Source organism: Curtobacterium sp. PhB137 (assembly GCF_003814955.1).
Classification (GTDB): Bacteria; Actinomycetota; Actinomycetes; order Actinomycetales; family Microbacteriaceae; genus Curtobacterium.
The window spans coordinates 342,619-367,960 of the sequence record NZ_RKQO01000004.1 but is presented as its reverse complement, the minus strand read 5'-3'; the positions used below and the strand labels follow the sequence as shown (position 1 = coordinate 367,960).

The 25,342-nt window shown below is 72.3% G+C and carries 27 protein-coding genes; 12 read left to right on the top strand and 15 right to left on the bottom strand.

Going from position 1 to position 25,342, the window contains the following annotated elements; translation table 11 throughout:
* Positions 1–8 precede the first annotated feature (8 nt).
* The 5 genes from EDF28_RS02025 (at position 9) to EDF28_RS02005 (ending at position 4,052) form a co-directional block, all read left to right on the top strand.
* Positions 9–269, top strand: coding sequence for a type II toxin-antitoxin system Phd/YefM family antitoxin (locus tag EDF28_RS02025; protein WP_123293073.1), 261 nt, complete (start codon positions 9–11; stop codon positions 267–269).
* The gene (locus EDF28_RS02020; RefSeq protein ID WP_123293075.1) at positions 266–526 is read left to right on the top strand and encodes a type II toxin-antitoxin system RelE/ParE family toxin; all 261 of its coding nucleotides are present in this window, start codon (positions 266–268) and stop codon (positions 524–526) included. The genes EDF28_RS02025 and EDF28_RS02020 overlap by 4 nt, the downstream gene beginning before the upstream one ends.
* Positions 527–672: 146 nt before the next feature.
* Complete coding sequence (locus tag EDF28_RS02015) at positions 673–1,494, top strand: alpha/beta fold hydrolase (RefSeq protein ID WP_165918691.1); 822 nt, start codon at positions 673–675, stop codon at positions 1,492–1,494.
* 18 nt (positions 1,495–1,512) lie between these two features.
* Entirely contained in the window at positions 1,513–2,385 is an 873-nt protein-coding gene (locus EDF28_RS02010; protein ID WP_131845918.1) for a hypothetical protein, read from the top strand.
* Between the two features lie 191 nt (positions 2,386–2,576).
* Complete coding sequence (locus EDF28_RS02005) at positions 2,577–4,052, top strand: APC family permease (RefSeq protein ID WP_123936993.1); 1,476 nt, start codon at positions 2,577–2,579, stop codon at positions 4,050–4,052.
* Between the two features lie 14 nt (positions 4,053–4,066).
* Here the strand turns inward: EDF28_RS02005 and EDF28_RS02000 are convergent, their stop codons facing one another.
* A complete protein-coding gene (locus EDF28_RS02000) occupies positions 4,067–4,828 on the bottom strand; it encodes a LysE/ArgO family amino acid transporter (protein ID WP_185094114.1) in 762 nt (253 codons plus the stop codon).
* 70 nt (positions 4,829–4,898) lie between these two features.
* On the opposite strand from EDF28_RS02000, the gene EDF28_RS01995 reads away from it, so the two are divergent.
* Entirely contained in the window at positions 4,899–5,825 is a 927-nt protein-coding gene (locus EDF28_RS01995; protein ID WP_123936991.1) for a LysR family transcriptional regulator ArgP, read from the top strand.
* 37 nt (positions 5,826–5,862) lie between these two features.
* Here the strand turns inward: EDF28_RS01995 and EDF28_RS01990 are convergent, their stop codons facing one another.
* Positions 5,863–6,642, bottom strand: coding sequence for an Fpg/Nei family DNA glycosylase (locus EDF28_RS01990; protein WP_123936990.1), 780 nt, complete (start codon positions 6,640–6,642; stop codon positions 5,863–5,865).
* A complete protein-coding gene (locus EDF28_RS01985) occupies positions 6,635–11,419 on the bottom strand; it encodes a DEAD/DEAH box helicase (protein WP_123936989.1) in 4,785 nt (1,594 codons plus the stop codon). Before EDF28_RS01985 ends, EDF28_RS01990 begins: the two co-directional genes overlap by 8 nt.
* A gap of 161 nt (positions 11,420–11,580) precedes the next feature.
* On the opposite strand from EDF28_RS01985, the gene EDF28_RS01980 reads away from it, so the two are divergent.
* On the top strand, positions 11,581–12,237 hold the full coding sequence (locus EDF28_RS01980) for a PadR family transcriptional regulator (protein WP_111083510.1): 657 nt from the start codon (positions 11,581–11,583) through the stop codon (positions 12,235–12,237).
* 139 nt (positions 12,238–12,376) lie between these two features.
* On the opposite strand, the gene EDF28_RS01975 is transcribed toward EDF28_RS01980, so the two are convergent.
* The gene (locus tag EDF28_RS01975) at positions 12,377–12,994 is read right to left on the bottom strand and encodes an alpha/beta hydrolase (RefSeq protein WP_185094113.1); all 618 of its coding nucleotides are present in this window, start codon (positions 12,992–12,994) and stop codon (positions 12,377–12,379) included.
* Between the two features lie 73 nt (positions 12,995–13,067).
* Between EDF28_RS01975 and EDF28_RS01970 the strand changes: the two genes are divergently transcribed.
* Positions 13,068–13,610: an NUDIX hydrolase family protein gene (locus tag EDF28_RS01970; protein ID WP_111083509.1), complete on the top strand. Its 543-nt coding sequence runs from the start codon at positions 13,068–13,070 to the stop codon at positions 13,608–13,610.
* Between the two features lie 102 nt (positions 13,611–13,712).
* Here EDF28_RS01970 and EDF28_RS01965 read toward each other — a convergent pair whose 3' ends face one another.
* Both EDF28_RS01965 and EDF28_RS01960 read right to left on the bottom strand, forming a co-directional pair.
* Positions 13,713–13,922, bottom strand: a complete 210-nt coding sequence (locus tag EDF28_RS01965) for a CsbD family protein (protein ID WP_111083508.1) — start codon at positions 13,920–13,922, stop codon at positions 13,713–13,715.
* Between the two features lie 143 nt (positions 13,923–14,065).
* The gene (locus tag EDF28_RS01960; protein ID WP_123936987.1) at positions 14,066–15,673 is read right to left on the bottom strand and encodes a DEAD/DEAH box helicase; all 1,608 of its coding nucleotides are present in this window, start codon (positions 15,671–15,673) and stop codon (positions 14,066–14,068) included.
* Between the two features lie 288 nt (positions 15,674–15,961).
* On the opposite strand from EDF28_RS01960, the gene EDF28_RS01955 reads away from it, so the two are divergent.
* Complete coding sequence (locus EDF28_RS01955; RefSeq protein ID WP_123936986.1) at positions 15,962–16,795, top strand: endo alpha-1,4 polygalactosaminidase; 834 nt, start codon at positions 15,962–15,964, stop codon at positions 16,793–16,795.
* Between the two features lie 111 nt (positions 16,796–16,906).
* Here the strand turns inward: EDF28_RS01955 and EDF28_RS01950 are convergent, their stop codons facing one another.
* The 3 genes from EDF28_RS01950 to EDF28_RS01940 form a co-directional block, all read right to left on the bottom strand.
* A complete protein-coding gene (locus EDF28_RS01950) occupies positions 16,907–17,266 on the bottom strand; it encodes a GntR family transcriptional regulator (protein WP_165901018.1) in 360 nt (119 codons plus the stop codon).
* A gap of 10 nt (positions 17,267–17,276) precedes the next feature.
* Positions 17,277–17,849 carry a DUF1684 domain-containing protein gene (locus EDF28_RS01945; protein WP_123293403.1) on the bottom strand — a complete coding sequence of 191 codons (573 nt, stop codon included), beginning with the start codon at positions 17,847–17,849 and terminating at the stop codon, positions 17,277–17,279.
* A gap of 131 nt (positions 17,850–17,980) precedes the next feature.
* Positions 17,981–18,463, bottom strand: coding sequence for a hypothetical protein (locus EDF28_RS01940; RefSeq protein ID WP_123293092.1), 483 nt, complete (start codon positions 18,461–18,463; stop codon positions 17,981–17,983).
* 74 nt (positions 18,464–18,537) lie between these two features.
* On the opposite strand from EDF28_RS01940, the gene EDF28_RS01935 reads away from it, so the two are divergent.
* A complete protein-coding gene (locus EDF28_RS01935) occupies positions 18,538–19,305 on the top strand; it encodes a carbonic anhydrase (RefSeq protein WP_123936985.1) in 768 nt (255 codons plus the stop codon).
* 3 nt (positions 19,306–19,308) lie between these two features.
* On the opposite strand, the gene EDF28_RS01930 is transcribed toward EDF28_RS01935, so the two are convergent.
* Positions 19,309–19,941, bottom strand: a complete 633-nt coding sequence (locus EDF28_RS01930; RefSeq protein ID WP_123936984.1) for a GNAT family N-acetyltransferase — start codon at positions 19,939–19,941, stop codon at positions 19,309–19,311.
* A gap of 97 nt (positions 19,942–20,038) precedes the next feature.
* On the opposite strand from EDF28_RS01930, the gene EDF28_RS01925 reads away from it, so the two are divergent.
* Together EDF28_RS01925 and EDF28_RS01920 are read left to right on the top strand one after the other, a co-directional pair.
* On the top strand, positions 20,039–20,644 hold the full coding sequence (locus tag EDF28_RS01925) for a hypothetical protein (protein WP_260154470.1): 606 nt from the start codon (positions 20,039–20,041) through the stop codon (positions 20,642–20,644).
* A gap of 67 nt (positions 20,645–20,711) precedes the next feature.
* Positions 20,712–21,014: a DUF427 domain-containing protein gene (locus EDF28_RS01920; protein WP_111083501.1), complete on the top strand. Its 303-nt coding sequence runs from the start codon at positions 20,712–20,714 to the stop codon at positions 21,012–21,014.
* A gap of 18 nt (positions 21,015–21,032) precedes the next feature.
* Here the strand turns inward: EDF28_RS01920 and EDF28_RS01915 are convergent, their stop codons facing one another.
* The 5 genes from EDF28_RS01915 to EDF28_RS01895 all read right to left on the bottom strand — a co-directional run bounded on the left by EDF28_RS01915 (position 21,033) and on the right by EDF28_RS01895 (position 25,245).
* Positions 21,033–22,292: an Nramp family divalent metal transporter gene (locus EDF28_RS01915; protein WP_221182533.1), complete on the bottom strand. Its 1,260-nt coding sequence runs from the start codon at positions 22,290–22,292 to the stop codon at positions 21,033–21,035.
* Between the two features lie 76 nt (positions 22,293–22,368).
* Complete coding sequence (locus EDF28_RS01910; protein ID WP_111083499.1) at positions 22,369–23,064, bottom strand: CGNR zinc finger domain-containing protein; 696 nt, start codon at positions 23,062–23,064, stop codon at positions 22,369–22,371.
* 47 nt (positions 23,065–23,111) lie between these two features.
* Positions 23,112–23,603: a SprT-like domain-containing protein gene (locus EDF28_RS01905; RefSeq protein ID WP_123936982.1), complete on the bottom strand. Its 492-nt coding sequence runs from the start codon at positions 23,601–23,603 to the stop codon at positions 23,112–23,114.
* Entirely contained in the window at positions 23,600–24,430 is an 831-nt protein-coding gene (locus tag EDF28_RS01900) for a hypothetical protein (RefSeq protein ID WP_123936981.1), read from the bottom strand. Before EDF28_RS01900 ends, EDF28_RS01905 begins: the two co-directional genes overlap by 4 nt.
* Before the next feature lie 125 nt (positions 24,431–24,555).
* Positions 24,556–25,245: a hypothetical protein gene (locus EDF28_RS01895; RefSeq protein ID WP_123936980.1), complete on the bottom strand. Its 690-nt coding sequence runs from the start codon at positions 25,243–25,245 to the stop codon at positions 24,556–24,558.
* Positions 25,246–25,342 lie beyond the last annotated feature (97 nt).

The window sequence follows — 25,342 nt, the reverse complement described above, 5'->3', positions numbered from 1 at the left end:
ATGTACAGGTGAGCGAAGTGTCGATCTCCGAAGCACGTGGCCGCCTGGCGTCGATCATCGACGACGCCCGGCACGAACCCGTCTACCTGACCCGGCGCAACAAGCGCGTCGCGGCGGTGGTGGACGCGGATGTCCTGGACCGCCTGCTCGAGGCGGCCGAGGACCTCGACGACCTGGTCGCGTACGACGCTGCCATCGCGGAGAACAAGCGCATCGGCGGCGAGAACGTGCAGTGGGACGATCTCAAGCGCGAACTCGGACTCGGATGACCTGGTCGGTCGAGGTCATCCCGTCCGCGCAACGTGTCATCCGCAAGCTCCCGCCCGACGGTCGTCGGCGGATCGAGGGACTCCTCGCGATCCTCGCCGACCACCCGCGGCCCCCGGCAGCTCGGAAGCTCGTGAACCGACCCGGTTGGCGGGTGCGATCAGGTGACTACCGTCTGATCTACGAGATCGACGACGGCCGACTCATCGTGATCGTCGTCGATGCCGGCCACCGCCGAGCGATCTACCGCGACCGCTGAGCGGAGCCGGACCCGGATCGGTCGTCTCCCCCTGGTTGCGGGTGGTGACGTGGGAGCGCTCCGATGCCATGCTTCGAGGACCGACCCGCCCGGTCCCTCCCGAGGACCCGACGCAGCGCCGTCGAACCACCCTCGGAAGGCCCCCAATGGACCAGCACGTCGACCGCACGGTCGTCTCCGCCGACGGCACGGTGATCGCCGTGTCCGACGCGGGGACCGGTCCGGCGCTCGTCGTGGTCGGTGGCGCCTTCGACCACCACGGCACCCCCACCGTCGAGCACCTGACCGGCGGCCTGCAGGACCGCTACCGGGTCATCACGTACGACCGGCGGGGCCGCGGTGCGAGCGGCGACACCACCCCGTGGACGATCGAGCGCGAGGTCGAGGACCTCGCGGCCGTCGTCGCGAGTGTGGACGGACCCGTCGCCGCGCTCGGCCTCTGCGTCGGCGCGGGGGTGGTCCTCCGGGGCCTCGCCGCCGGCGTCCCGCTCGGGGCCGCCGTGCTGTGGGAGCCGCCGTACCGGGCGACGGTCGACCCGCACGCCGACGACGTCGTCTTCGCCGACCTGCTCGACGAGCACGTCGCCGCCGGCCGTCGCGCCCAGGCCGTCCGGGCGTTCCTCGCGCACGTCCTGGGGGTGCCGATGGGGCAGATCTCGGCGCTGCGGCTGAAGGGTGCGCTCTGGCGGTCGCTCGTCGTCGACGCCCACGTGCTCAGCCGCGACGTGCGGGTGCTCAACGGCCTGGCGATCCCGGAGCGGGTGGCAGCAGCGGTCGGTGTCCCGGTGCTCGTCGCCGCGGGCAGCGACGGCCACGAGTGGATGCGGCAGGCGGCCCGAGCGGTCGTCGAGGCCGTGCCGGGCTCGGGCTACGTCGAGGTCCCCGGGCAGGGTCACGTGCCCGACCCGGCCGCGATCGGCGCCGTGCTCGACGGGTTCCTGGTCCGGGTCGTCTCACCGAGCAGCTGACTGCGAGAGGATGGCGTGGTGAACGCACCTCGTCTCGGACTCCTGCTCGACGTCGACGGGCCCATCGCCAGCCCCGTCTCCCGCACCATCGCGATCCCGAGCATCATCGAGGACCTCGTCGCCCTCGCCGCCGAGGGCATCCCCGTCGTCTTCAACACCGGTCGGAGCGACGCCTTCATCCGGAGCGAGGTGGTCGGTCCGCTGCTCGCCGGTGGTCTCGCCGAGGGTGGCCGCGTGCACGCCGTCTGCGAGAAGGGCGCCGTCTGGTGCTCGATCGGCCCGCAGTACGAGGGCGGCATGAGCGAGCTCACCGTCGCCGACGACCTGGCGCTCCCGCGCGACTACGCCGACGAGATGCGCGAGCTCGTCCGCACCGAGTACGCCGACCTGGTGTTCTTCGACGAGACGAAGCGCGCCATGGTGTCGATCGAGCAGCGGGTGGAGGTGCCGAACGCCACGTACCTGGCTCGGCAGCCCGAGTTCGACGCGAAGGCGATGGCGGCCCTCGAGCGTCGCGGCCTGGGCGTGCGCCGTCTCGACGACGTCCGACCCGACGCCGACGGTGCCGTGCAGTGGCGGATCGACCCGACGATCATCTCGACCGACGTCGAGTCCGACCGCAGCGGCAAGGACATGGGCGCCGAGCGGTCGCTCGAGCTCCTGGCGCAGGACGGCGAGCTGCCGACGGCCTGGCGCACGATGGGCGACTCGCGCAGCGACTACGCGATGGCGGACTGGCTGCACGCGAACGGCCACGAGGTCGCGCACGTCGACGTCCGTCCCTCGGACGGCGTGCCGGCGACGCCGTACCCGGTGCTCACCGCACCCGACGGGGTGATCCACGACGAGGCCGGAGCGCGGTTCCTGGCGGACTGGCGCCGATCCGCCTGAGCCGAGCCGGGCCTCCCGGTCGACCCGCTCTGCCCACGGAACCTGGTTCCGGACACTGCACCGCGCCGTTCCCTGGTTCCGCGTCCGGAACCTGGTTCCCATGCGCCCAGCGGCTCCGCTGTTTGCGTGTCGGGGTGGTACACCAGTACTGTCACGGGGTCCGCCGCCCAGTCGATGACGGGATCCACCCCATGGCAACGAAGCTCCGCATCAAGTCGATCGAGGCCTCACTGGCCGACTCCGAGGAGCAGGGCCGGTCCCTGAAACGCTCCCTGAAGACGTTCGACATCGCCGCGATGGGCATCGCGGTCGCCGTCGGCGCCGGCATCTTCTCGGTCGGCGCGAACGCCGCCGCGAACTTCGCCGGGCCCGGCGTCATCATCTCGTTCCTGCTCGCCGCCGTCACGTGTGGCCTGGCCATCATGTGCTACGCCGAGTTCGCCTCGACGATCCCCGTCGCCGGCTCCGCCTACACGTTCACCTACGCCACGATGGGCGAGCTGCTCGCCTGGATCGTCGGCTGGGACCTCATCCTCGAGACCCTCACCGCCAGCGCCGTCATCGCGAAGTACTGGGGCATCTACCTCAGCACCGCGTTCGACGTGTTCGGTGTGACCCTGCCGAGCACGATCCAGCTCGGCCCGATCCCGTTCACCTGGGGCCCGGTCCTGATCGTCGGTATCTTCACGGCGCTGCTCGCCTTCGGCACCCGCCTGTCGTCGCGGGTCTCGGCGGTCATCACGATCATCAAGGTCGCCATCGTGGTGTTCGTCATCGTCGCCGGCGCGTTCTTCGTCAAGGCCGCGAACTTCACCCCGTTCATCCCGCCGTCGGAGCCCGCCAAGGGCGCGGAGGGCAGCGTCTGGACCCAGTCGCTCGTGTCGTGGTTCACCGGTTCCGAGCCCGCGCAGTACGGCGTCTTCGGGCTGCTCGCCGCGGCGTCGCTCGTGTTCTTCGCGTTCATCGGCTTCGACGTCGTCGCGACCAGCGCGGAGGAGACCGAGAACCCGCAGAAGACGCTGCCCCGCGGCATCTTCATCGGCCTGGGCATCGTGACGCTGCTCTACGTCGGCGTCAGCATCGTCATCACCGGCATGGTCTCCTACCAGCGCCTGGCGCAGGAGGACGCACCGTCCCTGGCCTCGGCCTTCGACATCGTCGGGTTGCCGTGGGCTGCCGGCATCATCGCCATCGGCTCCCTGATCGGTCTGACGACCGTCGTCATGGTGCTGCTGCTCGGTCTGTCCCGCATCGTCTTCGCGATGAGCCGTGACGGTCTGCTGCCGCGCTGGTTCTCGAAGACGAACCCGAAGACGCAGACGCCGGTGCGCGTGCAGGTCGTCGCGGGCGTCGTCGTCGCGCTGCTCGCCGGGTTCACGGCGGTGGACAAGCTCGAGGGCATGATCAACATCGGCACGCTGTCGGCCTTCGTGCTGGTGTCGATCGGCATCATCGTGCTCCGCAAGTCGCGCCCGGACGCTCCGCGCTCGTTCCGCGTGCCGTGGTCGCCGGTGATCCCGATCCTGTCGGCGGTGCTGTGCTTCTGGCTGATGCTGAACCTCGAGGTCGAGACCTGGCTGCGGTTCGTCGTCTGGCTCGTCATCGGCTTCGCCATCTACTTCGGGTACAGCCGCCGCAACAGCCGGGTGGGCAAGGGGCAGCAGTAGCGGGCTCCGGCCTCCTACGCGCCGACGACCAGCAGGACGCCGAAGCCCAGCATCACGACGGCGACCAGGCCGTCGAACACCCGCCACGTCAGGGGCTTCGCGAACAGCGGCCGGAGCAGTCGCCCGCCGAACCCGAGCGCGCCGAACCACAGGCAGCTCGCCGCGACGGCGCCGACGGTCCACAGCCAGCGGTCGTCCGGGCCCTGCTGGTTCGCGACGGACCCGAGGAACACCAGCGTGTCCAGGTACACGTGCGGGTTCGCCCACGTGAAGACGAGCATGGTCACCACCGCCGTGCGCATGGTGACCGCCTGGCCGGGAGGCGCGGTGCGCGTCCGCCCCGCCACCACCGTCCCCGGGCGCTCGGGTCCACTGCCCGCGGCCGGCTCCGGCACGCCGTCGTCCGCCGCCTGGTCGGCGACGCGAGTCGAGATGGTCACGTCGTCCGCCGCCTCGTCGGCCACGCGCATGGCGTCGCTCGACGGCCACAGCGTCCGTCGCGCGGCGAGCACGCCGTAGGTCACGAGGAACGCGGCCCCGACGAACCGCACGACGACGAGCGCCACCGGGAACCGCTCGACCACGGCCCCGACGCCGAGCACCCCGGCGACGATGAGCACGGCGTCCGACACCGCGCACACGACGACCGCCGCCGTCACCACCCGCAGCCCCGAGCTGACCGCCAACCGGAGCAGGTAGGTGTTCTGCACACCGATCGCGACGATCAGGGCGAGTCCGGTGCCGAGGCCGGCGAGCAGGGGAAGGAGTGCGGTCACGTCCACGACGCTAGGTACTCCCTCGGCTGTAGACCAGCTCACGTTCCTTCAGCGCCGTAAGCTGCACTGCATGGTCCGGTTCCAGCGCGAGCACCTCGAGACCCTGTTGGCCGCCGTCGACCACGGCACCCTCGACGCGGCCGCCCGGGCCCTGGCGATCACCCCGTCGGCGGTCTCGCAGCGCATCAAGTCGATGGAGCAGCAGGTCGGCCGGGTTCTGCTGCAACGGACGACCCCGGTCACCCCGACTGCCGACGGAGCGGTCGTGCTCCGGCACGCACGTCAGGTGCGGTTGCTCGACGACGAGACCGCTCGCGCACTCGGCGAGACCGATGCCGACGGTGCGGGGTCTGCGGTGCCGTCGATCCCGCTCGCCGTCAACGCCGACTCGCTCGGCACGTGGTTCCTCGACGCGCTCGCACTCGTCCGTGCCGACACCGAGGTGGTCTTCGACCTGCACCGCGAGGACCAGGACCGCACCGCCGAGCTGCTGCGCGCCGGCACGGTGATGGGTGCCGTGACGGCCGAGGCGGACCCCGTGCAGGGCTCCTCGTCGGTGCCGCTCGGCATCGACCGGTACCGGGCGGTGGCGTCGCCGGCGTTCGTCAACCGCTACCTGGCCGACGCCGACACCGAGCGGCGGATGCTGAGCCGCCTCGACCTGGTGCCCCTGGTCGACTACGACCGTGACGACGACCTGCAGCAGGGCTACCTCCGCCGGGTGCTCGGCCACGCGCCCTCCGGTCCACGCCACTTCGTCCCGACCTCGGCCGACTTCGCACGGGCGGTCTCGCTCGGCTTCGGGTGGGGGATGCTGCCCGAGGCGCAGTGCCTCGATGCCCTGGCGCGGGGCGAGCTGCTCGAGCTCACCCCGACGCGCCGAGCCGACGTCGCCCTGTGGTGGCAGCGGTGGAACCTGGCGTCACCCTTGCTCGAGCGGGTCACGGACGCGGTGCGGTCGACCGCCGCCGAGCGCCTGCACCCCGTCACCCGGTGAGCAGGCACGTGCCGGTGCTCGTCGCTGCGCCCGCGGCTCAGGTCTGGCAGCGCGGGCACCAGTAGGTGTCCCGCAGGGTGAGTTCCGAGTCACCGAGGTCCCCTCGCCGGATCCGGGTGCCGCACCGCAGGCACGGCTTGCCCGCGCGTCCGTAGACCCAGAACCGACGCCCCGGGCGATCGATCCCCGTCGTCACCCGGTGGCTGCGGTCCCGGTTCGCCAGGATGAGCCGGCTCGCCAGGGAGATCGTCCGGCCGGCGTCGTGCACCTCGGCCACCGGGCGGGTCGGCAGGACCCCGCGCAGGAAGCAGAGCTCGTTGCGGTAGACGTTGCCGAGGCCGGCGAGCACCCGCTGGTCGAGGAGCGCCAGTCCGACCGGGCGTGCAGGATCCCGCGTCAGGTTCTCGAGCGCCAGGTCGGCGTCCCAGTCGGGCCCGAGCAGGTCCGGGCCGAGGTGCCCGACGACCTCGGACTCCTGGTCGCGGGGGACCACCTCGAGCACCCCGAGCGTGAACCCGACGGTCGAGACGTCCTCGGTGTCGAGGATCGCGCGTGCCTGGTGCGCCGGGCGTCGCCAGCGCTCGCCGGGGGCGTAGACGTCCCACCGCCCCTCCATCTTCAGATGCGAGTGCACGGTCAGGTCCCCGATCCGGTGCAGCAGGTGCTTGCCACGGGGCACGACCTCGTCGACGGTGCGGCCGACCAGGTCGACGGTCGCGAACGCGGGCACCCGGAAGTCGCTCCGGGTCAGGACCTTGCCCGCGAGCGCCGTGTGCAGCCGGTGGGCTGCCCGGTAGACGGTGTCGCCCTCAGGCACGGAGCCGGAGTCCCTGCGGGGTGGCGGTGAACCCGGCGTCGCCCAGCGCGGTGCCGAGCGGGGTGCCGAGCACGAACTCGCCGTCGACGCGCTCGACCGCGAGCTTCCGCAGTCCGGTGCGCACGATGCCCGCGATCGACGCCGCTGCGACGGCCAGGTCGGCGGGGTCGTCGGTGAAGGTCAACACCGACTTGCCGCCGCGCTCGACGTACACCGCGAGCCGGCCGTCGACGGTGGTGACGAGTGCTCCGGCCTTGCGCCCGGGCCGGTGGCCGCGTGCGCCGGTGGTGGCCGGTGCCGGGGCCTTCTGCGCAGCCGCAGCGACAGCAGCGACGTCGGCGCCCGTGACGTCCGTGTCGGCCGCCGCGCGGTCGTCGGACGGCCAGGGCAGCGATGCGCCGTACGGGTTCGCGGGGTCGGTCGCGGCCAGGGTCAGTGCCTCGCGCTTCCGGTCCGGGTCGACGCGTTCGTCGTCGTCGAGGTCACGGGCGTAGGTCCGCAGCCGGTCGATGGTCGGACCCGTGGCGAACTGTGCGGCCCCGAGCCCCTCGATGAAGTAGCCGCGGCGCGCCCGCCCGGACTCCTCGAACCGCGAGAGCACTCGGTACACACCGGCGAACCCACCTCGGACCCCCTCGACCTGGACGGCCCCGCGGGTGACGACCCCGTAGCGCTCGAGCAGCTGCTCGGCGGTCGCGGCGGCCCGTACGGTCGAGTCGGACTCGGCCAGGGGGAGCAGGGACCAGCGGCCACCGACGGACGGCGGGCCGGACTGCGTCGGCATCGTCGGACGGCGGCGCCCGCGGTACGCACGAGCCCGCGGGGCGCTGCTGCTCTTCGCCTTGCCGCCGAGCATCGAGCGCAGCGGAGCGAACGTGTCGTTCGTGATCTGTCCGGCCCAGACGAGGTCCCACAGCGCCGTCGTCAGGGCCGGGTCGTCGGTGCTGCCGACGGCCTGCCCGAGCTGGCGGAAGAAGTACGCGCCGCCGCCGGCCAGGGCACCGAGCACGTCGCGCTGCAGCTCGGTGGTCTCGTCGCCGGAGGGCTCGGCGAGCGTCGTCGACGCCGTCTCGGCGAGGTGCAGGCGCACCCACCCGTCGTTGCCGGGCAGGGTCCCGCCGCCGGACCACAGGACCTCGCCGGTGGCGGTGAGCTCGTCGAGCATGTTCGTGGAGTAGTCGGTCACCCGCGCGGGCAGCACCAGGGTCTCCCAGGCGCTGGCGGGCAGGGCGACGCCGGCGAGCTGGTCGATCACCTGCAGGACCCCGTCGACCCCGCGCAGGCCGCCGCGGGTGCCGGGGGTCTGCACGTGCTGCCAGGCGGGCAGGAAGCGCGCGAGCGTGTCCGGCGACACCGGCTCGACCTCGTGGCGGAGCGCGGCGAGGGACTTCGTGCGGATCCGGCGCAGGACCTCGGCGTCGCACCACTCGGCGCCCTGCCGATCCGGGCGGAACTCGCCCTCGACCACACGTCGGTCGGCGACCAGACGGCGCAGGGTGTCCTGCACGACGGCGACCCCGAGGCCGAGGCGACCCGCGGCCTCCTGCGCCGAGAACGGCCCGTGCGACCGGGCGTACCGGCCGACCAGGTCACCGAGCGGGTCGGCGACGGGTTCGACGAACGCGGTCGGCACGCCGATCGGCAGCGGGACCCCGAGGGCGTCGCGCAGGCGCGAGGCGTCCTCGATGACGGCCCAGCGGGTGGACCCGGCGTGCGAGAACGACAGGACACGGCGGTCGCGTTCGAGCGCGGTGAGCACGGTCTGCACCTCGGTCGCAGCGGCGGAGCGGTCGTCCGACGCCGCCAGCCAGCTCCGGTCGACAGCTTCGTCGAGGTCGAGCGCGCCGACGAGCCGCAGCACGTCGACCAGCCCCTCGGCGTCGCGCGCCCGGCGGTCCGGCGACAGCCGCTGCAGGTCCTGTTCGACCGAGGCGATGACCGCCGGGTCGAGCAGCTCCCGCAGTTCCGCGCGGCCGAGCAGTTCGCCGAGCAGGGTCGAGTCGAGCGACAGTGCCGCTGCCCGACGCTCGGCGAGCGGGGAGTCGCCCTCGTACATGAACGCGGCGACGTACCCGAACAGGATCGAACGGGCGAACGGGGACGGCGTCTCGGTCTCGGTCTCGACCAGGCGGATGCGGCGGCCGGCGATCTCGTCGGCGATGCCGAGCAGGGCGGGCACGTCGTAGACGTCCTGCAGCACTTCGCGCACGGTCTCGAGCACGATCGGGAACGACGGGTACTTCCGGGCCACCTCGAGCAGCTGCGAGGCCCGCTGCCGCTGCTGCCACAGGGGCGATCGCTGCCCGGGGTTCCGACGGGGCAGCAGCAGGGCGCGCGCCGCACACTCGCGGAACCGCGCGGCGAACAGCGCCGAGCCACCGACCTCGTCCGTGACGAGTGCCTCGAGGTCGTCGCGCTCGAACACGAACAGGTCGGCGCCCGGCGGTTCGGCGTCGGTCTCGGGGATGCGCACCACGATGCCGTCGTCGGCGGCCATCGCGTCGCCGTCGATGCCGTGGCGTTCACGCAGCCGTGCCGCGACCGCCAGGGCCCACGGCGCGTGCACCTGCATGCCGTACGGCGAGTGCAGGATGAGCCGCCAGTCGCCGAGTTCGTCGCGGAAGCGCTCGACCACGAGCGTGGTGTCGTTGGGCACGTGCCCGGTGGCCGCGCGCTGGTCGCGCAGGAAGGTCAGCAGGTTCGTGACGGCACGCTCGTCGAGGCCGCCGGCGGCGACCCGGGCGCGGGCGTCGTCGTCCGAGGAGCCCTCGACCTCGCGCACGAACGCCCCCGTCGCGCGACCGAGTTCGGCGGGGCGGCCGATGCCGTCGCCCTTCCAGAACGGCACCCGACCGGGCTGTCCGAAGGCTGGGCTCACGATGACCCGGTCGTGGGTGATCTCCTCGATCCGCCAGCTCGTGGCTCCGAGGGCGAAGACGTCGCCGACGCGGGACTCGTAGACCATCTCCTCGTCGAGCTCGCCGACCCGGGAGGCCTTCTCGCCGACCATGAACACGCCGAACATGCCGCGGTCCGGGATCGTGCCGCCGCTCGTCACCGCGAGCCGCTGGGCGCCGGGTCGTCCGGTCAGGGTGCCGTGCACGCGGTCCCACACCAGCCGCGGGCGGAGTTCGGCGAACTCGTCGCTCGGGTACCGCCCGGTCACCAGGTCGAGCGTGGCGTCGAACGCCGAGCGGGGCAGGCCGCTGAACGGGGCGCTCCGCCGGACCAGGTCGAACCAGTGCTCGACGTCGACGGTGTCGATCGCCCCGGCAGCGACGGTGTGCTGCGCCAGGACGTCGAGGGGGTTCGCCGGCACCGAGATCGACTCGATCTGCCCCGAGACCATCCGTTCGACCGTGACCGCACTGTTGACGAGGTCGGCGCGGTGCTTCGGGAACAGCACTCCGCGGGAGATCTCGCCCACCTGGTGCCCGGCACGCCCGACGCGCTGCAGACCGCTCGCGACCGAGGGCGGCGCCTCGACCTGGACGACGAGGTCGACCTCGCCCATGTCGATGCCGAGCTCGAGCGAACTCGTCGCGACGACGCACCGCAGCCGACCGGACTTCAGGTCGTCCTCGATGATGGCGCGCTGGTCCTTTGACACCGAGCCGTGGTGGGCGCGGGCGAGCACGGGCACTGCAGTGTCGGAGCCGCCGCCACCGGTCTGCCCGGACGCGCCGATCATCTGCGCCGGCGGCCGCTTCGTGCCCTGGGGTGCGACCGCATGTGCCGAGGTCCGGGCGGGCGACTGCGCGCGACCCCGCGCCACCGGCAGCCCGTCGTCGGCCGGCGAGACACCCGCCGGCACCAGCGCATCGCCCACCGCGGCCGGAGCCGCCGCAGCGATGACGCGCTCTTCGTGGATCTCGTTCAGCCGCGCGGTGAGTCGCTCGGCCAGTCGCCGCGAGTTCGCGAACACGATCGTCGACCGGTGCTCCTCGATGAGGTCGACCACACGCTCTTCGACGTGCGGCCAGATCGAGCCGTTCGCGGGCGCGTCGGACGCGTCCGCACCGACCGGCGGAGCACCGAGCTCGGCCATGTCGTCGACCGGCACGACGACCCGCAGGTCGAAGGTCTTCTGCGCCGGCGGGGCGATGATCGTCACCGGTGCACGCCCGCCGAGGAACCGAGCGACCTCTTCCGGCGGCCGGACCGTGGCGGACAGCCCGATGCGCTGCACCGGCTTGTCGAGCAGGTCGTCGAGCCGCTCGAGCGAGACGGCCAGGTGCGCTCCGCGCTTGGTCGAGGCGACCGCGTGCACCTCGTCCACGATGACGGTGTCGACGTTGACCAGGGTCTCGCGCGCCTGCGAGGTGAGCATGAGGTACAGCGACTCGGGCGTCGTGATGAGGATGTCCGGCGGCTGGCGGAGCAGCTTCTGCCGGTCCGACGACGGGGTGTCGCCACTTCGCACCCCGACGGTGACCTCTGGTGGTTCGGTACCGAGCCGCCTGGCCGTCTGCGTGATGCCGACGAGCGGGCTGCGCAGGTTCCGCTCGACGTCGACGCCGAGGGCCTTGAGCGGCGAGACGTACAGGACCCGTGTGCGCTGCTTGGCCGGCGGCCGGTCGGTCGCGCTGATGAGCCGGTCGATGGACCACAGGAACGAGGCCAGGGTCTTGCCGGAACCGGTCGGCGCGATGACGAGTGCGTGCTGCCCCGTCGAGATGGCGTCCCAGGCGCCCGCCTGCGCCGGTGTCGGGGCGTCGAACGCACCTCGGAACCACTCCGCGGTCGCGGGGGAGAAGCGCTCGAAGACGTCCGTCATGGTCCGCCCATCCTGCCCGTCACCACCGACAGCAGCCCGAGCGGGGAGTACCCCTTGACAAGACGATAGTTAGCGATCTATCGTAAACACATCGCGATACGACGAAGACGAAACCAGTCAGACCGATCGCGAGCCGACTCAGCAACAAGGAAGGACGCACCATGCGCCCCATGCACAACGACAACGACAGCAACCACCACCCGCGCGGCCCCCGTTTCGGCGGCGCGCGGCAGCACCACGGCGCCGGCTTCCCCGGCCGCGACCGCGGTGACCACGAGCACGGCGGCCGAGGCGGCCGTGGCTTCGGCCCGGGCTTCGGGCCGGGCATGGGCTTCGGCCCCGGCTTCGGTGGCTTCGGCGGACCCGGCTTCGGTCGCGAACGCCGCCGCCGCGGTGACGTCCGCCTCGCGATCCTCGGCCTGCTGGCCGAGGGGCCGCAGAACGGCTACGCCGTGATCAAGACCATCGCCGAACGCACCGGCGGCGCCTGGAAGCCGAGCCCCGGCTCGGTCTACCCGACGCTCCAGCAGCTCGTCGACGAAGACCTCGTGGTCTCGTCGGGCGACGGCCGCAAGACGCTCTTCGAGCTCACCGATGCCGGCAAGGCCGAGGCCGAGGCGAAGGCCGACGAGATCGCAGCGGCACTCGACGCGGCCCCCGGGATCCCGGACGCGCAGCGCGAGTTCTTCGAAGCGCTCCGGAAGACCATGGGCGTCCTGCAGATGTACCGGACGACCGCGACGGAGGACCAGGCCAAGGCCGCCACCGCCAAGGTCGACCAGCTCCGCAAGGACCTGCTGCAGATCCTCGCCGACTGACGGTCAGGAGGCACGGTGCCAGCTGGCACCGTGCCTCCCGTCCGTCGTCGCCGGGGCTAACCCCCGCGCATCGTGAGCAGAAAAGGTCGAGTCCGCACGTCGGACCCGACCATTTCTGCTCACCAAGCGCGCCCCGCGCCTACGCCCCCATGAACGCCGCGACGTCCGACAGCTCCGCTGCCGACACCGCGTGCGGCAGACCCTCGTACGTCCGGTCCGTCACGGTGGTGTTCGCCGCCGCCCACGCCTGCGTCCGCGCGGTGGCCTCCGCCGGGATCACCGGGTCGAGGTCGCCGTGCCCGAGGAACACCCGCGGCCGGACGGCGGCGACGGCCTCGTCGCGCGAGTCCGTCACCCCCGGCACGACGAACCCGGACAGCGACACCGCGAACGCGAACGCCGCGGGCCGTGCGCGCAGCAGCTGCAGCGCCATCGACCCGCCCTGCGAGAACCCGAGCAGCCCGATCCGCGGGTGGTCGGCGGCGACGGAGTCGACCCACGCGAGCACCTCGGCGACGGCGGCGTCGACGGGCTCGAGTGCGGGGGAGCCCGGCGTCCCGAGCGGGTACCAGCTGAACCCCTGGCCCCACGGCATCGGTGCCCGCAGTGACGCCATCGTCCAGGCCGCCGGCAGCGCGGGGGCGAGTCCGAGCAGGTCGCGTTCGTTCGACCCCACCCCGTGCATGGTCACGAGCAGCGGTGTCCCTGCGCGTTCCTCCGCGGGACGGGTCCACTGCACCAGGTCTGCATCGATCATGTGGACAACGCTAACCATCCCCAAGTCCCGCGCCTTCCGCCGAACTCGACGCCGTCCCTGGTAGACACGGTGCATGGCCTCGTTGCAAACCCCCGACCCCGACTCCGGCTGGCTGTCCGACGAGGAACTCGCCAACGCGCGTCGTCGACTCCCCATCTGCTACGTCGAGGCGATCCCCGTCCGTACCGACGGGCTCGGCGTCGTGACCGAGGTCGGAGTGCTGCTGCGTGTGGCCCCGAGCGGCTCGATCGTCCGCACTCTGGTGTCCGGTCGCGTGATGTTCGGCGAGTCCATCCGCACGGCGCTCTTCCGTCACCTCGAGAAGGACCTCGGCCCGATGGCGTTCCCGCAGCTGCCGTCGAGCCCGACGCCGTTCACCGTGGCCGAGTACTTCCCGCTGCCCGGCGCCTCGGTCTACACCGACGAGCGACAGCACGCGATCTCGCTGGCCTACGTCGTCCCGGTCACCGGCACGTGCGAGCCCCGGCAGGACGCCCTCGAGCTCACCTGGATGACCCCGATGGAAGCCGCGTCCGACGGCGTCGCCGACGACATGGAGGGTGGCCGCGGCGCTCTGCTGCGCGCGGGCCTCGCGTCGGTCGGCGCGCTCATGTAGCGACCCGCCCGGTTCTGGAACACGACGGAGCACCCGCGCACGACGAAGCCCCCGGATCCGATCGGATCCGGGGGCTTCGCAGCGCGGTAGTGAACCGGCTTCTTACTTCGTGTCGCGGTCGCTCTTGAGGCTGTCGGCGACGCCTGAAGCGGCGTCCTTGACGTTCGTACCCGCCTGCTTGGTGTCGGCCTTGACCTGATCGGTCTTGCCCTCAGCCTTGAGGTGGTCGTTGTCCGTCGCGTTCCCGACGGCCTCCTTGACCTTGCCTGCCGCCTTCTCAGCGGCGTTCTTGATGTCTTCGATCCCAGCCATAGGCACTCCTTCCAACAGCGGACGTTTCCCCGTCAGCCGCTTGCGCGGCATCCGGTGAAGGAGAACGTACGCCTCGGGGGCGTCCGCTTCGCAGGCGCCCCCAAGGTTGTCCCCCGCTGGTCAGCGCGGGCCGGGTCGACAGGTCAGTGGCGGTCGGCAGCGCCGGCCGGACGGGAGGCACGGCGCGACGAGCCACGACGGCCCCCGCCCGACTCCTGGCCGGCTCCACGGCCCGCGGCGTAGCCACCGTCCGAGGACCAGACGGCAGAGGACCCACCGCGCACGGTGTCGCTGCCGGCACGACGGCTGCCGCCGGTACGGCGACCACCCGTCGAGCCCGCGCCCGCGGCGGCGGAGCGCCCGGTGCCCTCGGAACGTGCGCCACGAGCCGGACGGCCCTGACGGCCCCCGGCCGAACCGGCGGACTCGGAAGCCGAGCCGGCACGCGCGGGCTGACCCGAGCCTCCCGGACGGCCGCCGCGACCACGACGACCACGGTCACCGGCGGAATCGGAGGAGCGCTGCTTCGGCTGACGCTGCTGCTGCGCGGGCTGGTCCTCGGCGACGTGGCGGATCGGGGCGATCTCACCGACGAGCGTGGTGACCGCCGGGGAGGTCGCGGTGACCTGCTGCGGGGTGACCTTGATCGCGGCGGCACGCATCATCTGCGCGACGTCGCGACGCTCGGCGGGCATCGTCACCGTGACGACGTCACCGGACGAACCGGCACGGGCGGTACGGCCCGAGCGGTGCAGGTACGCCTTGTGCTCGGTGGGCGGGTCGACGTGCACGACGAGCTCGACGTTGTCGACGTGCACACCACGGGCGGCGACGTCGGTGGCGACGAGGACGAGGGCCTCGCCGGACGAGAACTTCGCCAGGTTCCGCTCACGGGCGCCCTGCGACAGGTTGCCCTGCAGGTCGACGGCCGGGATCCCCTGGCTGCTGAGCTGCTTGGCGAGGCGCTTGGCGTGGTGCTTGGTGCGCATGAAGAGGATGCGGCGACCGTTGCCCGAGGCGAGGGTGCTCACGAGGTGCTTCTTCGCGTCGGCGTCGGCGACCTCGAACAGGTGGTGGGTCATCGCCTCGACGGGGCTGTTCGCCTCGTCGACGGAGTGCATCACCGGGTTGTGCAGGAACTTCTTGACGAGCTTGTCCACGCCGTTGTCGAGCGTGGCGGAGAACAGCAGACGCTGCCCCTGCTCGGGCGTCGCCTGCATGATCTTGGTCACGCCGGGCAGGAAGCCCATGTCGGCCATGTGGTCGGCCTCGTCGAGGACGGTCACCTCGATGTCACCGAGGTTGACGTGGCCCTGCTGCATGAGGTCGGCGAGACGGCCCGGGCAGGCCACGACGACGTCCACGCCGCCGCGCAGGGCGTCGACCTGACGGCCCTGTCCGACGCCACCGAAGATGGTCGTGGTGTTCAGGCCCATGGCCTTCGCGAGCGGAGCGAGGGCGACGTCGATCTGGGTCGCGAGCTCACGGGTCGGGGCGAGCACCAGGGCACGGGGGCGGCCGGCACGGCGCTTGCGGCCACTGGCGGCGAGACGGGCGACGAGCGGGATCGCGAACGCGATCGTCTTGCCGGAGCCGGTGCGGCCACGGCCGAGGACGTCCTTGCCCTGCAGGGAGTCGGGGAGCGTGTCCTCCTGGATCGGGAACGCGGTCTCCTTGCCCTGGTCGGCGAGGACGGCGACCATCGGCGCGGGGACGCCCAGGTCGGAGAAACGGAGGTCATTGGTGGTCATGGTGACCTTTCGAGCCGGATGAGACCGGCTGTGGGCGCGCTCTGAGGCAGCGCGCGGGCGGGATGCGCGCCAACAGAGGTGGCTGGCGCAGTCGCCGCAGCAGAGAAGCCTGGGCACCTTCGGGAGGTGCTCGATCATCGACCAGAGGATCAGTGGAACGTGGTCGGGAGTTCGGGGCGTCCGTACGACGCACGAGACGATCGGCGTCTCGAGTACCACCAGCATAGCGTGTCGACCCCGCAGAACCCAGGACCGGTCCGTTCGCCGTGCGCATGCGAGGATTCCCGGGTGCGCACGCGAACCGTCCTGATCACCACCGCGATGGCCCTGGTGGCCGTCCTCGGCACGGCCGGCTGCGCCGAAGCTGCTCCGACCAGCGCTGCGGCGAGCTACCGCAACCTGCCGACCTCGGGGCGCCCGGACTACCAGCTCGGCGGCTCCTACACGCCGCCGTCCGGCGTGACGATCGTCGAGCGGGACAGCACTGCGAAGCCTGCGACGGGCAAGTACGACATCTGCTACGTCAACGGGTTCCAGACGCAGCCCGAGTCCGCCCGCACGTGGACGGGGTCGTACCCGTCGGCGATCCTGCGCGACCGGGCCGGCAAGCCGGTGTCCGACCCGGGTTGGCCGGACGAGATGCTCCTCGACACCCGGACGGCAGCGAAGCGCGCGCTCATCACGAAGGTGCTCGCGAAGTCCATCGCCCGCTGCGGCGACCGCGGGTTCGACGCGGTCGAGTTCGACAACCTCGACTCGTGGACCCGGAGCGGGAAGCGGCTCACGCGCGCCGGCAACCTCGCGCTGGCGAAGTCACTCGTCGACACCGGGCACCGCCACGGCCTGGCCGTCGGGCAGAAGAACACGCCGCAGCTCGGGGCCTCCGGCCGGAAGCAGACCGGGTTCGACTTCGTCGTCGCCGAGGAGTGCGTGCAGTACCGGGAGTGCTCGGCGTACACGAAGGCCTACGGCAAGCGGGTCATCGACATCGAGTACGCGGACACCCTCGAGCGCTCGTGGGGCTCGGTCTGCAAGCTGAAGAGCCGCCCGGCGATGACGATCCTGCGCGACCGCGACCTGGTCACGCCGACCGACGACGCCTACGTCTTCGAGCACTGCTGAGCGCGGGTTCCTTCCAGAACGCCCGCGATGGAAAGTCGAATCGGGCGTACCGGGCCGGAACTTCCGACCAGGTACGCCCGAAAGCACCAGGTACGCCCCAAAGCCCCGCGCCTACGCGGGCCAGGCGTCCTTGAGCGCGGTGGCCGCCTGGTCGGCCGACAGACCAGCCGCGCGGGCAGCGGCTGCCAGCGCGCGTGCCGCATCAGCCACGGCGTCGGGCACCTCGGCCGGCCGCACCACCCGGGTGCCGGCACCACGCGCGGTGTGCACGAGCCCGGCCTCCTCGAGCAGTTGGTAGGCCTTCGCGACCGTGCCGGCTGCCAGCCCGAGCTCGTCGGCCAGCCCCCGCACGCTCGGCAGCCGTTCGCCGTCGACGAGGTACCCCGCGCCGATCTGTGCCGCGATCTGCGAGCGGACCTGCTCGAAGGGCGGCACACGTCCGCCGGCGTCGAGTGCGACCAGTCCTGCCATGCGTTCCACCCTAGAAGTCGTACTGCTCGCCGACCGGGATCGGCACCGGCACGGTGTTGCCGGGAGGCGCGAGCGGGCACGCCCACGCCGGGTCGTACGCGCACGACGGGTTGTACGCGAAGTTGAAGTCCAGCACGAGCGAGTCGGCGTCGTCGCCGCCCAGGTCCGAGCCCTTGATCGTGTCGAGCAGGTAGCGTCCGCCGCCGTACGTGCCACGGGCCTTGCCGGCGCTGGAGTCCTTCACGGGGACGAACAGCCCGCCCGCGTAGCCGCCGTGCGACCAGACGTCGAGCGTGCCGACGCCCGGGACCGTCACAACGCCGAGGCGGTCGAAGTGCACGGTGCCGTCGGTGCCGGTCTCGTAGTCGAACTCGGCGGGCTCGGCGGGTTCGATGCGCACCTGGAATCGCCAGGCGGGGTCGTAGTCCGGCACGGGCAGCGACTCGAAGTCGCGGGCGTCCTCGTCCAGGAGCGGCGACGCGGGGTGCTCCGCGAACATCGCGTCGCGGGTCTCCCGCCACAGCGCGTGCGCCGTCTGGGGATCCGGCGTCGCACGGACACGGCGGTACAGGTCGAACGTCATGCGCCGCCAGTCCACGGTCGCCAGCGTGCTGCGCACACGGTCGTCGGTCGTCGGCTCCTGGGGGCGCGTCTGGCTCACGTGGTCGAGGCTACGCCCGCTCCGCGGTGGACGGGAGGCTCGACTCGCCTCGGTCAGGCAGCATCCGTCCGCCAGGTGGGCGCGAGCGCACGCATCCGGTACGCCCGCCACTGCCAGATGACCCACATCCCCGGCCACAGCAGTGCGCCGAGGGGCCACGGCCGCATCCGGTAGGTCAGGCGGTCGATGAGCAGCGTCCGGTCGCCGGGAGCCGGCACGACCGCCATCCGGTGGCGCATCGTCATGCGGCCGAACAGCCCGCTCGTGCCGCCGCCGTTGTCACGCTGCACGGGGACGCCGTCGATCTCGTACAGGTCGAGGTCGACGTGCGTGTCGCCGCTCGGCACGAGGCCGAACGCACTCGCGGTGATCGGGTGCGGGTGCCCCGGTTCCCACCGCTCCGGGAACCCCTCGGGGCTGCGCGAGCGGTACACCAGGAACGGCTTCGTCACCGCGACCATCACGGACGGGGACAGCAGGGCATCGCGCACGGCGTCGACCGGCGCATCGAGGACGATCCGGATACCGACGTGCATGCCCAGGACCCTACGCTCGCGGTCGACGACCGCTCTCGGCAAATGTGAAATACGAGTATGTGAGTGTGGACAGCATGCGATCCACTCACCCCCGCTTCCCCCTGCTCGCCGCCCCCGCCGTCCTCCTCGTCCTCGCTGGGTGCGCGGCCGGAACGCCTCCCGAGGCCGACGCGCACGACGCCGGCACGTCGTGGTCGTACGAGGGAGCAGGCGCCCCGCAGCACTGGGGTGGTCTCACCGACGAGTACGGCACGTGCGGCACCGGCGACCAGCAGTCCCCGATCGACCTCCCGGCCGCCCGCGGTGGCGCCGACCTCGACCTCGTGGTCTCGGGCGCCGTCCGGGGTCTGACGGCGGACAACGGGCACACCGTGCAGTTCACCGCCGGCGACGGTGCCTCGACGACCATCGCCGGCGCGGACCTCGACCTGGTGCAGATGCACTTCCACGCGGGGTCGGAGCACACCGTCGACGGTGACCCGGCCGACGCGGAGTTCCACTTCGTGCACGCCGACGACCGCGGAGCCCTGACCGTCGTCGGGGTCCTCGCCGAGCGGGGCGCGCACAACCCCGCCTACGAGAGCTACCTCGCCGGGGCGACGGCGGGTGCCGGCCGGGAGAGCACGGTGGACGTCGAGGCGATGCTGCCCGCATCGCGCTCCTTCGCGACCTACGAGGGGTCGCTCACCACGCCGCCCTGCACCGAGGGGGTGCGGTGGATCGTGCTCGAGGACCCGATCGAGCTCGGCGCCGACCAGCTCGCCGACCTCGAGGCAGCGCACGTCGAGAACGCGCGTCCGGTCCAGCCGCTCGGCGACCGGACGGTCCGTCACACGCTCTGACGGTCAGGCGTGCCGGGCGGACCGGCGGCGCGACCCCTCGGCGCGGTCGTGCCGCCGGAGCCGCTCGGCCAGGGACAGCCGGACCGCCGGCCACTCCGAAACGATGATCGAGAACACCACGGTGTCGCGGAGCGTGCCGTCGCGACCGATCGAGTGGTTCCGCAGCACGCCGTCCTGCTTCGCGCCCAGACCGGCGATCGCGGCGCGGGACTGGTGGTTGTGCCAGTGCGTGCGGAACTCCACCGCGATGCACTGCCAGGCCTCGAACGCGTGGGACAGCATCAGCAGCTTCGCCTCGGTGTTGATGCCCGATCGCTGCGCCGACTTCGCCAGGAACGTGCTGCCGATCTCGACGTGCCGGTTGCCCGCGTCGATGTTCATGAAGGTCGTCGAGCCCACCACGCGGCCGGTCGGACGGTCACGCACCGCGAAGGGCACCATGCGGCCGGCTTCGTGCTCGGCGAGACGCCGGTCGATCTCGTCCTCGACCTGGGCGGGAGCTGGGATCGAGGTGTACCAGGTGCGCCACAGATCGCCGTCCGTCACCGCTGCCCGCAGGTCTTCCGCGTGCTCCTGCGCGAGGGGCTCGAGCGTCACACGGTCGCCGGTCAGGGTGGGCGCGGGGGCGATCTCCATGGAAGTGCATCCTACGGTCGTCGACCATGGTGGAGCCTGTCGGGACGGCCACCCTGTGGAGAGGGACAGCATCGCCCGGACGGCTATCGTGACGGACGTGGCAGAACGCACCCAGGAGCAGTACCAGGTCCGGTTCGCGTGGGGCACCGGTGGTGCGGCACGCATCGCCCACGGCGCACACCTCGTCGTCTGGGTGGACGTCCTGCCGAGCTCGCCGGACGCGGCGGCGCAGCGCCGCGCGCTGCGGAACGCGACCGTCCAGCTGCCGGACGGTCCGGAGGTCGTGCTCGGCCACCTCGGCAACGCGAGTGCGATCGCGGAACGGGTGACGGGCCTCCAGTCCGATCGTGGCGACCGGTGCGTCGTCGCGGTCGTCGCCGCCGGGCTGCACCATCCCGGAGCGCTGGACGACGCGGCCGAGGCCGCGGGCGAGACCGTCGACGTGCCCGACGCACCCGACTTCGCCGTCGAGGACCTGCTCGCCGCCGGCGCCGTCGTCGACGCGCTCGCCGCGGTCGGGATCGACCACACCTCACCGGAGGCTGCCGCGGCCTGCGCGGCGTACACCGGGCTCCGGCGCGCGGTGAAGCACCTGGTCACGGCGTCCGAGAGCGCGGCCGTCCTCGGTCGCGAGCCGGTGCACGCGGCGCTCGCCGTCGGACCGGGCCTGGTCGTCCTGCGGGAATCGCGGGGCCGGGCGTAGCGTTCGGGCGGACAGGGACCGGAGCGCCGTCCAGGCCGTCCGGCACCAGCGAGCGAAGGAGCAACGCATGAAGGCAGTCGTCGGCGACACGGTGATCGCGGAGGCCCCGGAAGAGGACCTCATCAAGATCGAGGGCAACTGGTACTTCCCGCCGTCGAGCGTGAAGTCCGAGCTGTTCACCGAGAGCCCCACCCAGTACCACTGCCCGTGGAAGGGCGACACGCAGTACTTCACCGTGAACGTGGACGGACAAGCGCTGCAGGACCGCGCGTGGTCCTACCCGACGCCGATCCCGTCGTCGTTCGACCGCGTCGGCAAGGACTACTCGGGCTACGTCGCGTTCTGGAAGGACGTCACGGTCGTCGAGTGACGACGTACGTCCCGGCGCTCACTGCGTCACCGTGAGCACGATCAGCGCGACGTTGAGCGCCACGATGACCGCCGCGATCACCCACGCCACCACGCGGGTGGTCGCGGCGTTCACGTCCGTGCCCATGATGCTGCGGCGCGACGTGTAGACGACCAGCGGGACGATCGCGAAGGCGATCCCGAAGCTCAGCACCACCTGGCTCACCACCAGCAGCATCGTCGCGTCGGCACCGATCGCGAGCAGCACGATCGCCGGCACCAGGGTGATCACGCGCCGCGCCACGAGCGGGATCCGGACGTGCAGCAGCCCCTTCATGATCTCGGCGCCGGCCATGCAGCCGACCGAGGTCGATGCCAGTCCGGACGCCAGCAGCCCCACCGCGAACAGCACCCCGACGACGGGCCCGACGTGCTCGGCGATCGCCCGCTGTGCTCCGGGGATCGAGTCGGTGTCCGCGACCCCGGGTAGCGTCGCCGCGGCGAGGACGAGCATGCAGATGTTCACGCCGCCGGCGACCACTAGCGCGAGGCCGACGTCCCACCGGGTCGCGACGAGCACGCGGCGGCGCTCGGGCCCGGCGGGCACGTCGCCGTGCCGGTCGCGGGCGAGCGCCGAGTGCAGGTAGACCGCGTGCGGCATGACCGTCGCGCCGAGCATCGACGCCGCGAGCATCACCGACTCTGACCCCTCGAACCGCGGCACCAGGCCGCTGACGAGCTCGGCGGGGGAGACCTGCGCGAAGAGCAGTCCGGCGCAGAAGCCGACGGTCAGGATCGCGAGCATCGCCGTGACGACGGCTTCGAAGGTGCGGGTCCCGCGGCGGCTGTGCAGGGTCAGCAGGAGCATCGAGACCACGCCCGTGATGAGCCCACCGGCGACGAGTGGCAGGCCGAAGAGCAGGTGCAGGGCGAGCGCGCCGCCGATCACCTCGGCGATGTCGGTCGCGGCCGCGACGATCTCGGCCTGCCCCCAGAACAGCAGCCTCGGGGTGCGACGCATCCGCAGGCCGAGGTGCTCCGGGAGGGACTTGCCCGTGACGACGCCGAGCTTGGCGGACAGGTACTGCACGACGACCGCGCTCGCGTTCGCGGCGACCAGGACCCAGAGGAGCAGGTAGCCGTACTTCGCCCCGGCGGTGAGGTTGGCCGCCACGTTGCCGGGGTCGACGTAGGCGATGGCCGCGACGAACGCCGGGCCGAGCAGGGTGAGGCCGGCAGCGCGGCGGCGCGGCGTGCCGGAGGGCTGCTCGGTGGTCCTGGCGGCGGCGGTGTCGGTCACGGTACCCAGCATGCCAGAGAATTCGGTGCGCCGAATCTTTTTCTTCGCGCTGCCTTGACGGCTGGCTGGAGGGTGGTCAGACCGCCGCGCGCCGAGCGCGGTGCGCACGGACCTTGGCGCGGTTCCCACACCGCTGCATCGAGCACCAGCGACGCGTCCCGCCCCGCGAGGAGTCGTAGAAGACCAGCGCGCAGTCGTCGGCCGAGCAGCGGCTCAGACGCGTCGGACGGCCGTCGGCCTCGACGTCGTCGAAGCCGACCTCGGTGAACAATGCGACGGCGTCGCGCGCGACGCTGGACAGTGCCTGGGCCAGGCGGACGCGGTTCGCTCCGGCACGTCGTCGGCCACCCGGGAGGCTCGGGGGCACGTCCGGCAGGGCGGCGAACAGGTTGACGGTGTCGATGTCGTCGGGCGCGGGGCGCGTGCGGCCGGTCCCGGCACGCAGGCCCGCCGCGACGGCGGTGCGCTCGGCCGCGGTGGTCGCCGGGCCGGGGGCTGCGGCGACGGCGAGTCGGGCGATCGCCGCGCGGAGCGCGCGGGCGTCCTGCAGCTCGCGCGCGCTCGCCCCGACGTCGATCGGTTCGGTGTGGTCGCTGAGCCACTCGTCCAGGTCCGCCGGGCTCGCGAGCAGCTCACCGAGCTGCGATCGGGGACGCCGGCCGTCCGGGTCGTCGGCGAACCCACCGGTGTGCGCGAAGTCCAGGGCGATCCGACCGGCGTCGAAGAACCAGGTGGATCCGGCGTCCGTGCGGATGTGCTGCCCCGTGTGCATCCGTCCAGGCTAACGGGTTACCGGCGCGCCTCCGAGCGCGGACGGACTCATGCGGTAGTCGAGGCCACCGTCGACGGGGTGTCAGCCTCGCTCCGGCGCCGCCAAACGATGGCGTTGCGGGGATCGAACCGGCGGGAGCACCGGGCACAGGCGAGCTGGCGGGTGGGCGTCCGGTAGCGGAAGTGCTCGTGTCCGGCGGGGCAGGTCCCGATCCACGGTGCGAGCTCGCTGGCGATCGGGCCGTCGTGCAGCCGCGAACCCGTGTACCCGATGGCGGACGCGGTCCGCTTCCACTTCGCGCCGTGGCCCGCACGGGCGCCCGCGAGGGCGTGGGCGACTTCGTGCAGCAGGACCTGCTCGACGTCGTCCTCCGAGAACAGTGTCGCCAGGTGCCGGCTGACGGTGATGCGCTTCCGGGCGAAGTCGCACTGTCCTGCGCGGGTCTTCGCGTGATCGAACCCGAAGGCCCACGAGCCCGCGCCGAGGTGTTCGGTGATGAGCGCCTCGGCTCGGGAACGGACCGTCTCGAGTGCGGTCACTGGTCGGCGCGGGGGTCGGCCTGGCCCTTCTTGGCTGCCCGGGCGGCGATCCGTCCCCAGATGTCGTCGGCCTCGGTGCGCGCGGCGTCCGGCGCCCCGAGCACCCGGCGGCGGATCGGCGGCACCTGCTTGACCGGCTCGGCGACGCGCATGGTCGGTTCGTCGTCCTCGGCGCGGCGGGCGGCGACCTCGCGGGCCGTCCGCGGCTTGTCGGCGGGTTCGGCGGGGTGCGTGATCGAGGCACGCATCGCCGCCTCGACCGCGGTGCGCAGGGCGTCGGTGCGCTCGGACGGGGCACCGGCCTGGCGGAACGCCTGGTAGGCGCGGGACAGTGCGGCGCGGGCCTCTTCGAAGCGGTCGTTCTCGAACAGCGACCACCCCTCGATCTCGGCGGCGGCACCCTCGAGCTCCGGCCACTCCTCGGTCGCGGCGGTGTCGCGGGCCAGAGCGGCCTCGGTCGCGGCACGGTCGTGGCGACCGAGGTCGTGCAGGATGTGCGCGCGCCGGATCCGGGCGGCGACCTTGTCCTGGCGCTCGCCCGTGAACATCGCGAGGCGGAAGACCTCCTCCGCGACGACGAGGGACTCGTCGAGACGGCCGAGCAGGCGGAGGAGTTCGGCGCGTTCCGCGAGCGCCTCGGTGCTGCGGCTCTGACCGAGGTCGCGCAGACGCTGGTGCACGGCGTCGACGTCGACCGCCGGCCGCAGGCTGATGGGCGCGAAGGTGCTGCCCGGGCTGACCCCGGCCGTCACGGGAGCCGCGTGGCGCGGTTCACGGGACGGGTCGGACGGGTCGGGCTGCTGACGGTCGTCGGGCGGGAGGGACATCGGTTCGAGGGTAGCCGCGCTCTGCCGGGAGCGGCCGGTGCGACGCGCTCAGGCTTCGCGCCGGTGGACGGAGAACGGCCCGCCGTGCCGGAGCACGACGGGCCGTTCCGGACCGGCTCGGCGGATCAGGACATCCCGCTCGCCGCGACCGCAGCGACGCCGACCGCCACGACGAAGACGATGAGCGCGACGACGGCGAGGACGATGGCGAAGACGCCCCAACTGCGGCCACGCTTGGTGACGGCAGCGATGATGCCCTGCACGATCGCCCACAGGCCGAGGGCCGTGCCCAGGTAGAACATGAGGGACCCGGTGATGACGTTCGACGAGGTCATCAGCTCGGTGATCTGCGCGTCGCTCGGCGTCGCTCCGCTGTTCTGCATCGAGTCGCGGAAGGCGTCGGAAGCGCCGAACGACTGCCCGAACAGGTACCCGCCGATGGCTCCCACGACCAGGGCGGCGAGGCCGACCACGAACGCGATCACGCCGACGGTCTTCTTCTTGGCCTTCGGCTCCTCGTAGCTCTGCCACGCGGGCGAACCGGAGCTCGCGGGCGCCGCGGCGTACGGCTGCTGGCCGTACTGCTGCTGCTGCCCGTACTGGTCCTGCTGCTGCCCGTACTGCTGCTGCTGCTGCCCGTACTGGTTCTGCTGCTCGCCGTACTGCGGGGCGGACTGCCCGTACTGCGGCGTCGGGTCGCTCCGCTCGCCGTACCGCGGTGCATCGGCGGCGGGCTGCTGCTGCGGGGCTTCGCCCCAGCTCGGCGCCTGGCCGTCGCCCGTCCGGTCCTGGTTGCTCCGGTCGTCGTTCGTCATCAGGGGATCCCATCGCTCGGTCGCGCACCTGCGCGGTCGTTCAGACCATCCTGACAGCCGCACCCGCCGAGTGCCCGGGAACGGCCTCGCGCGCCGC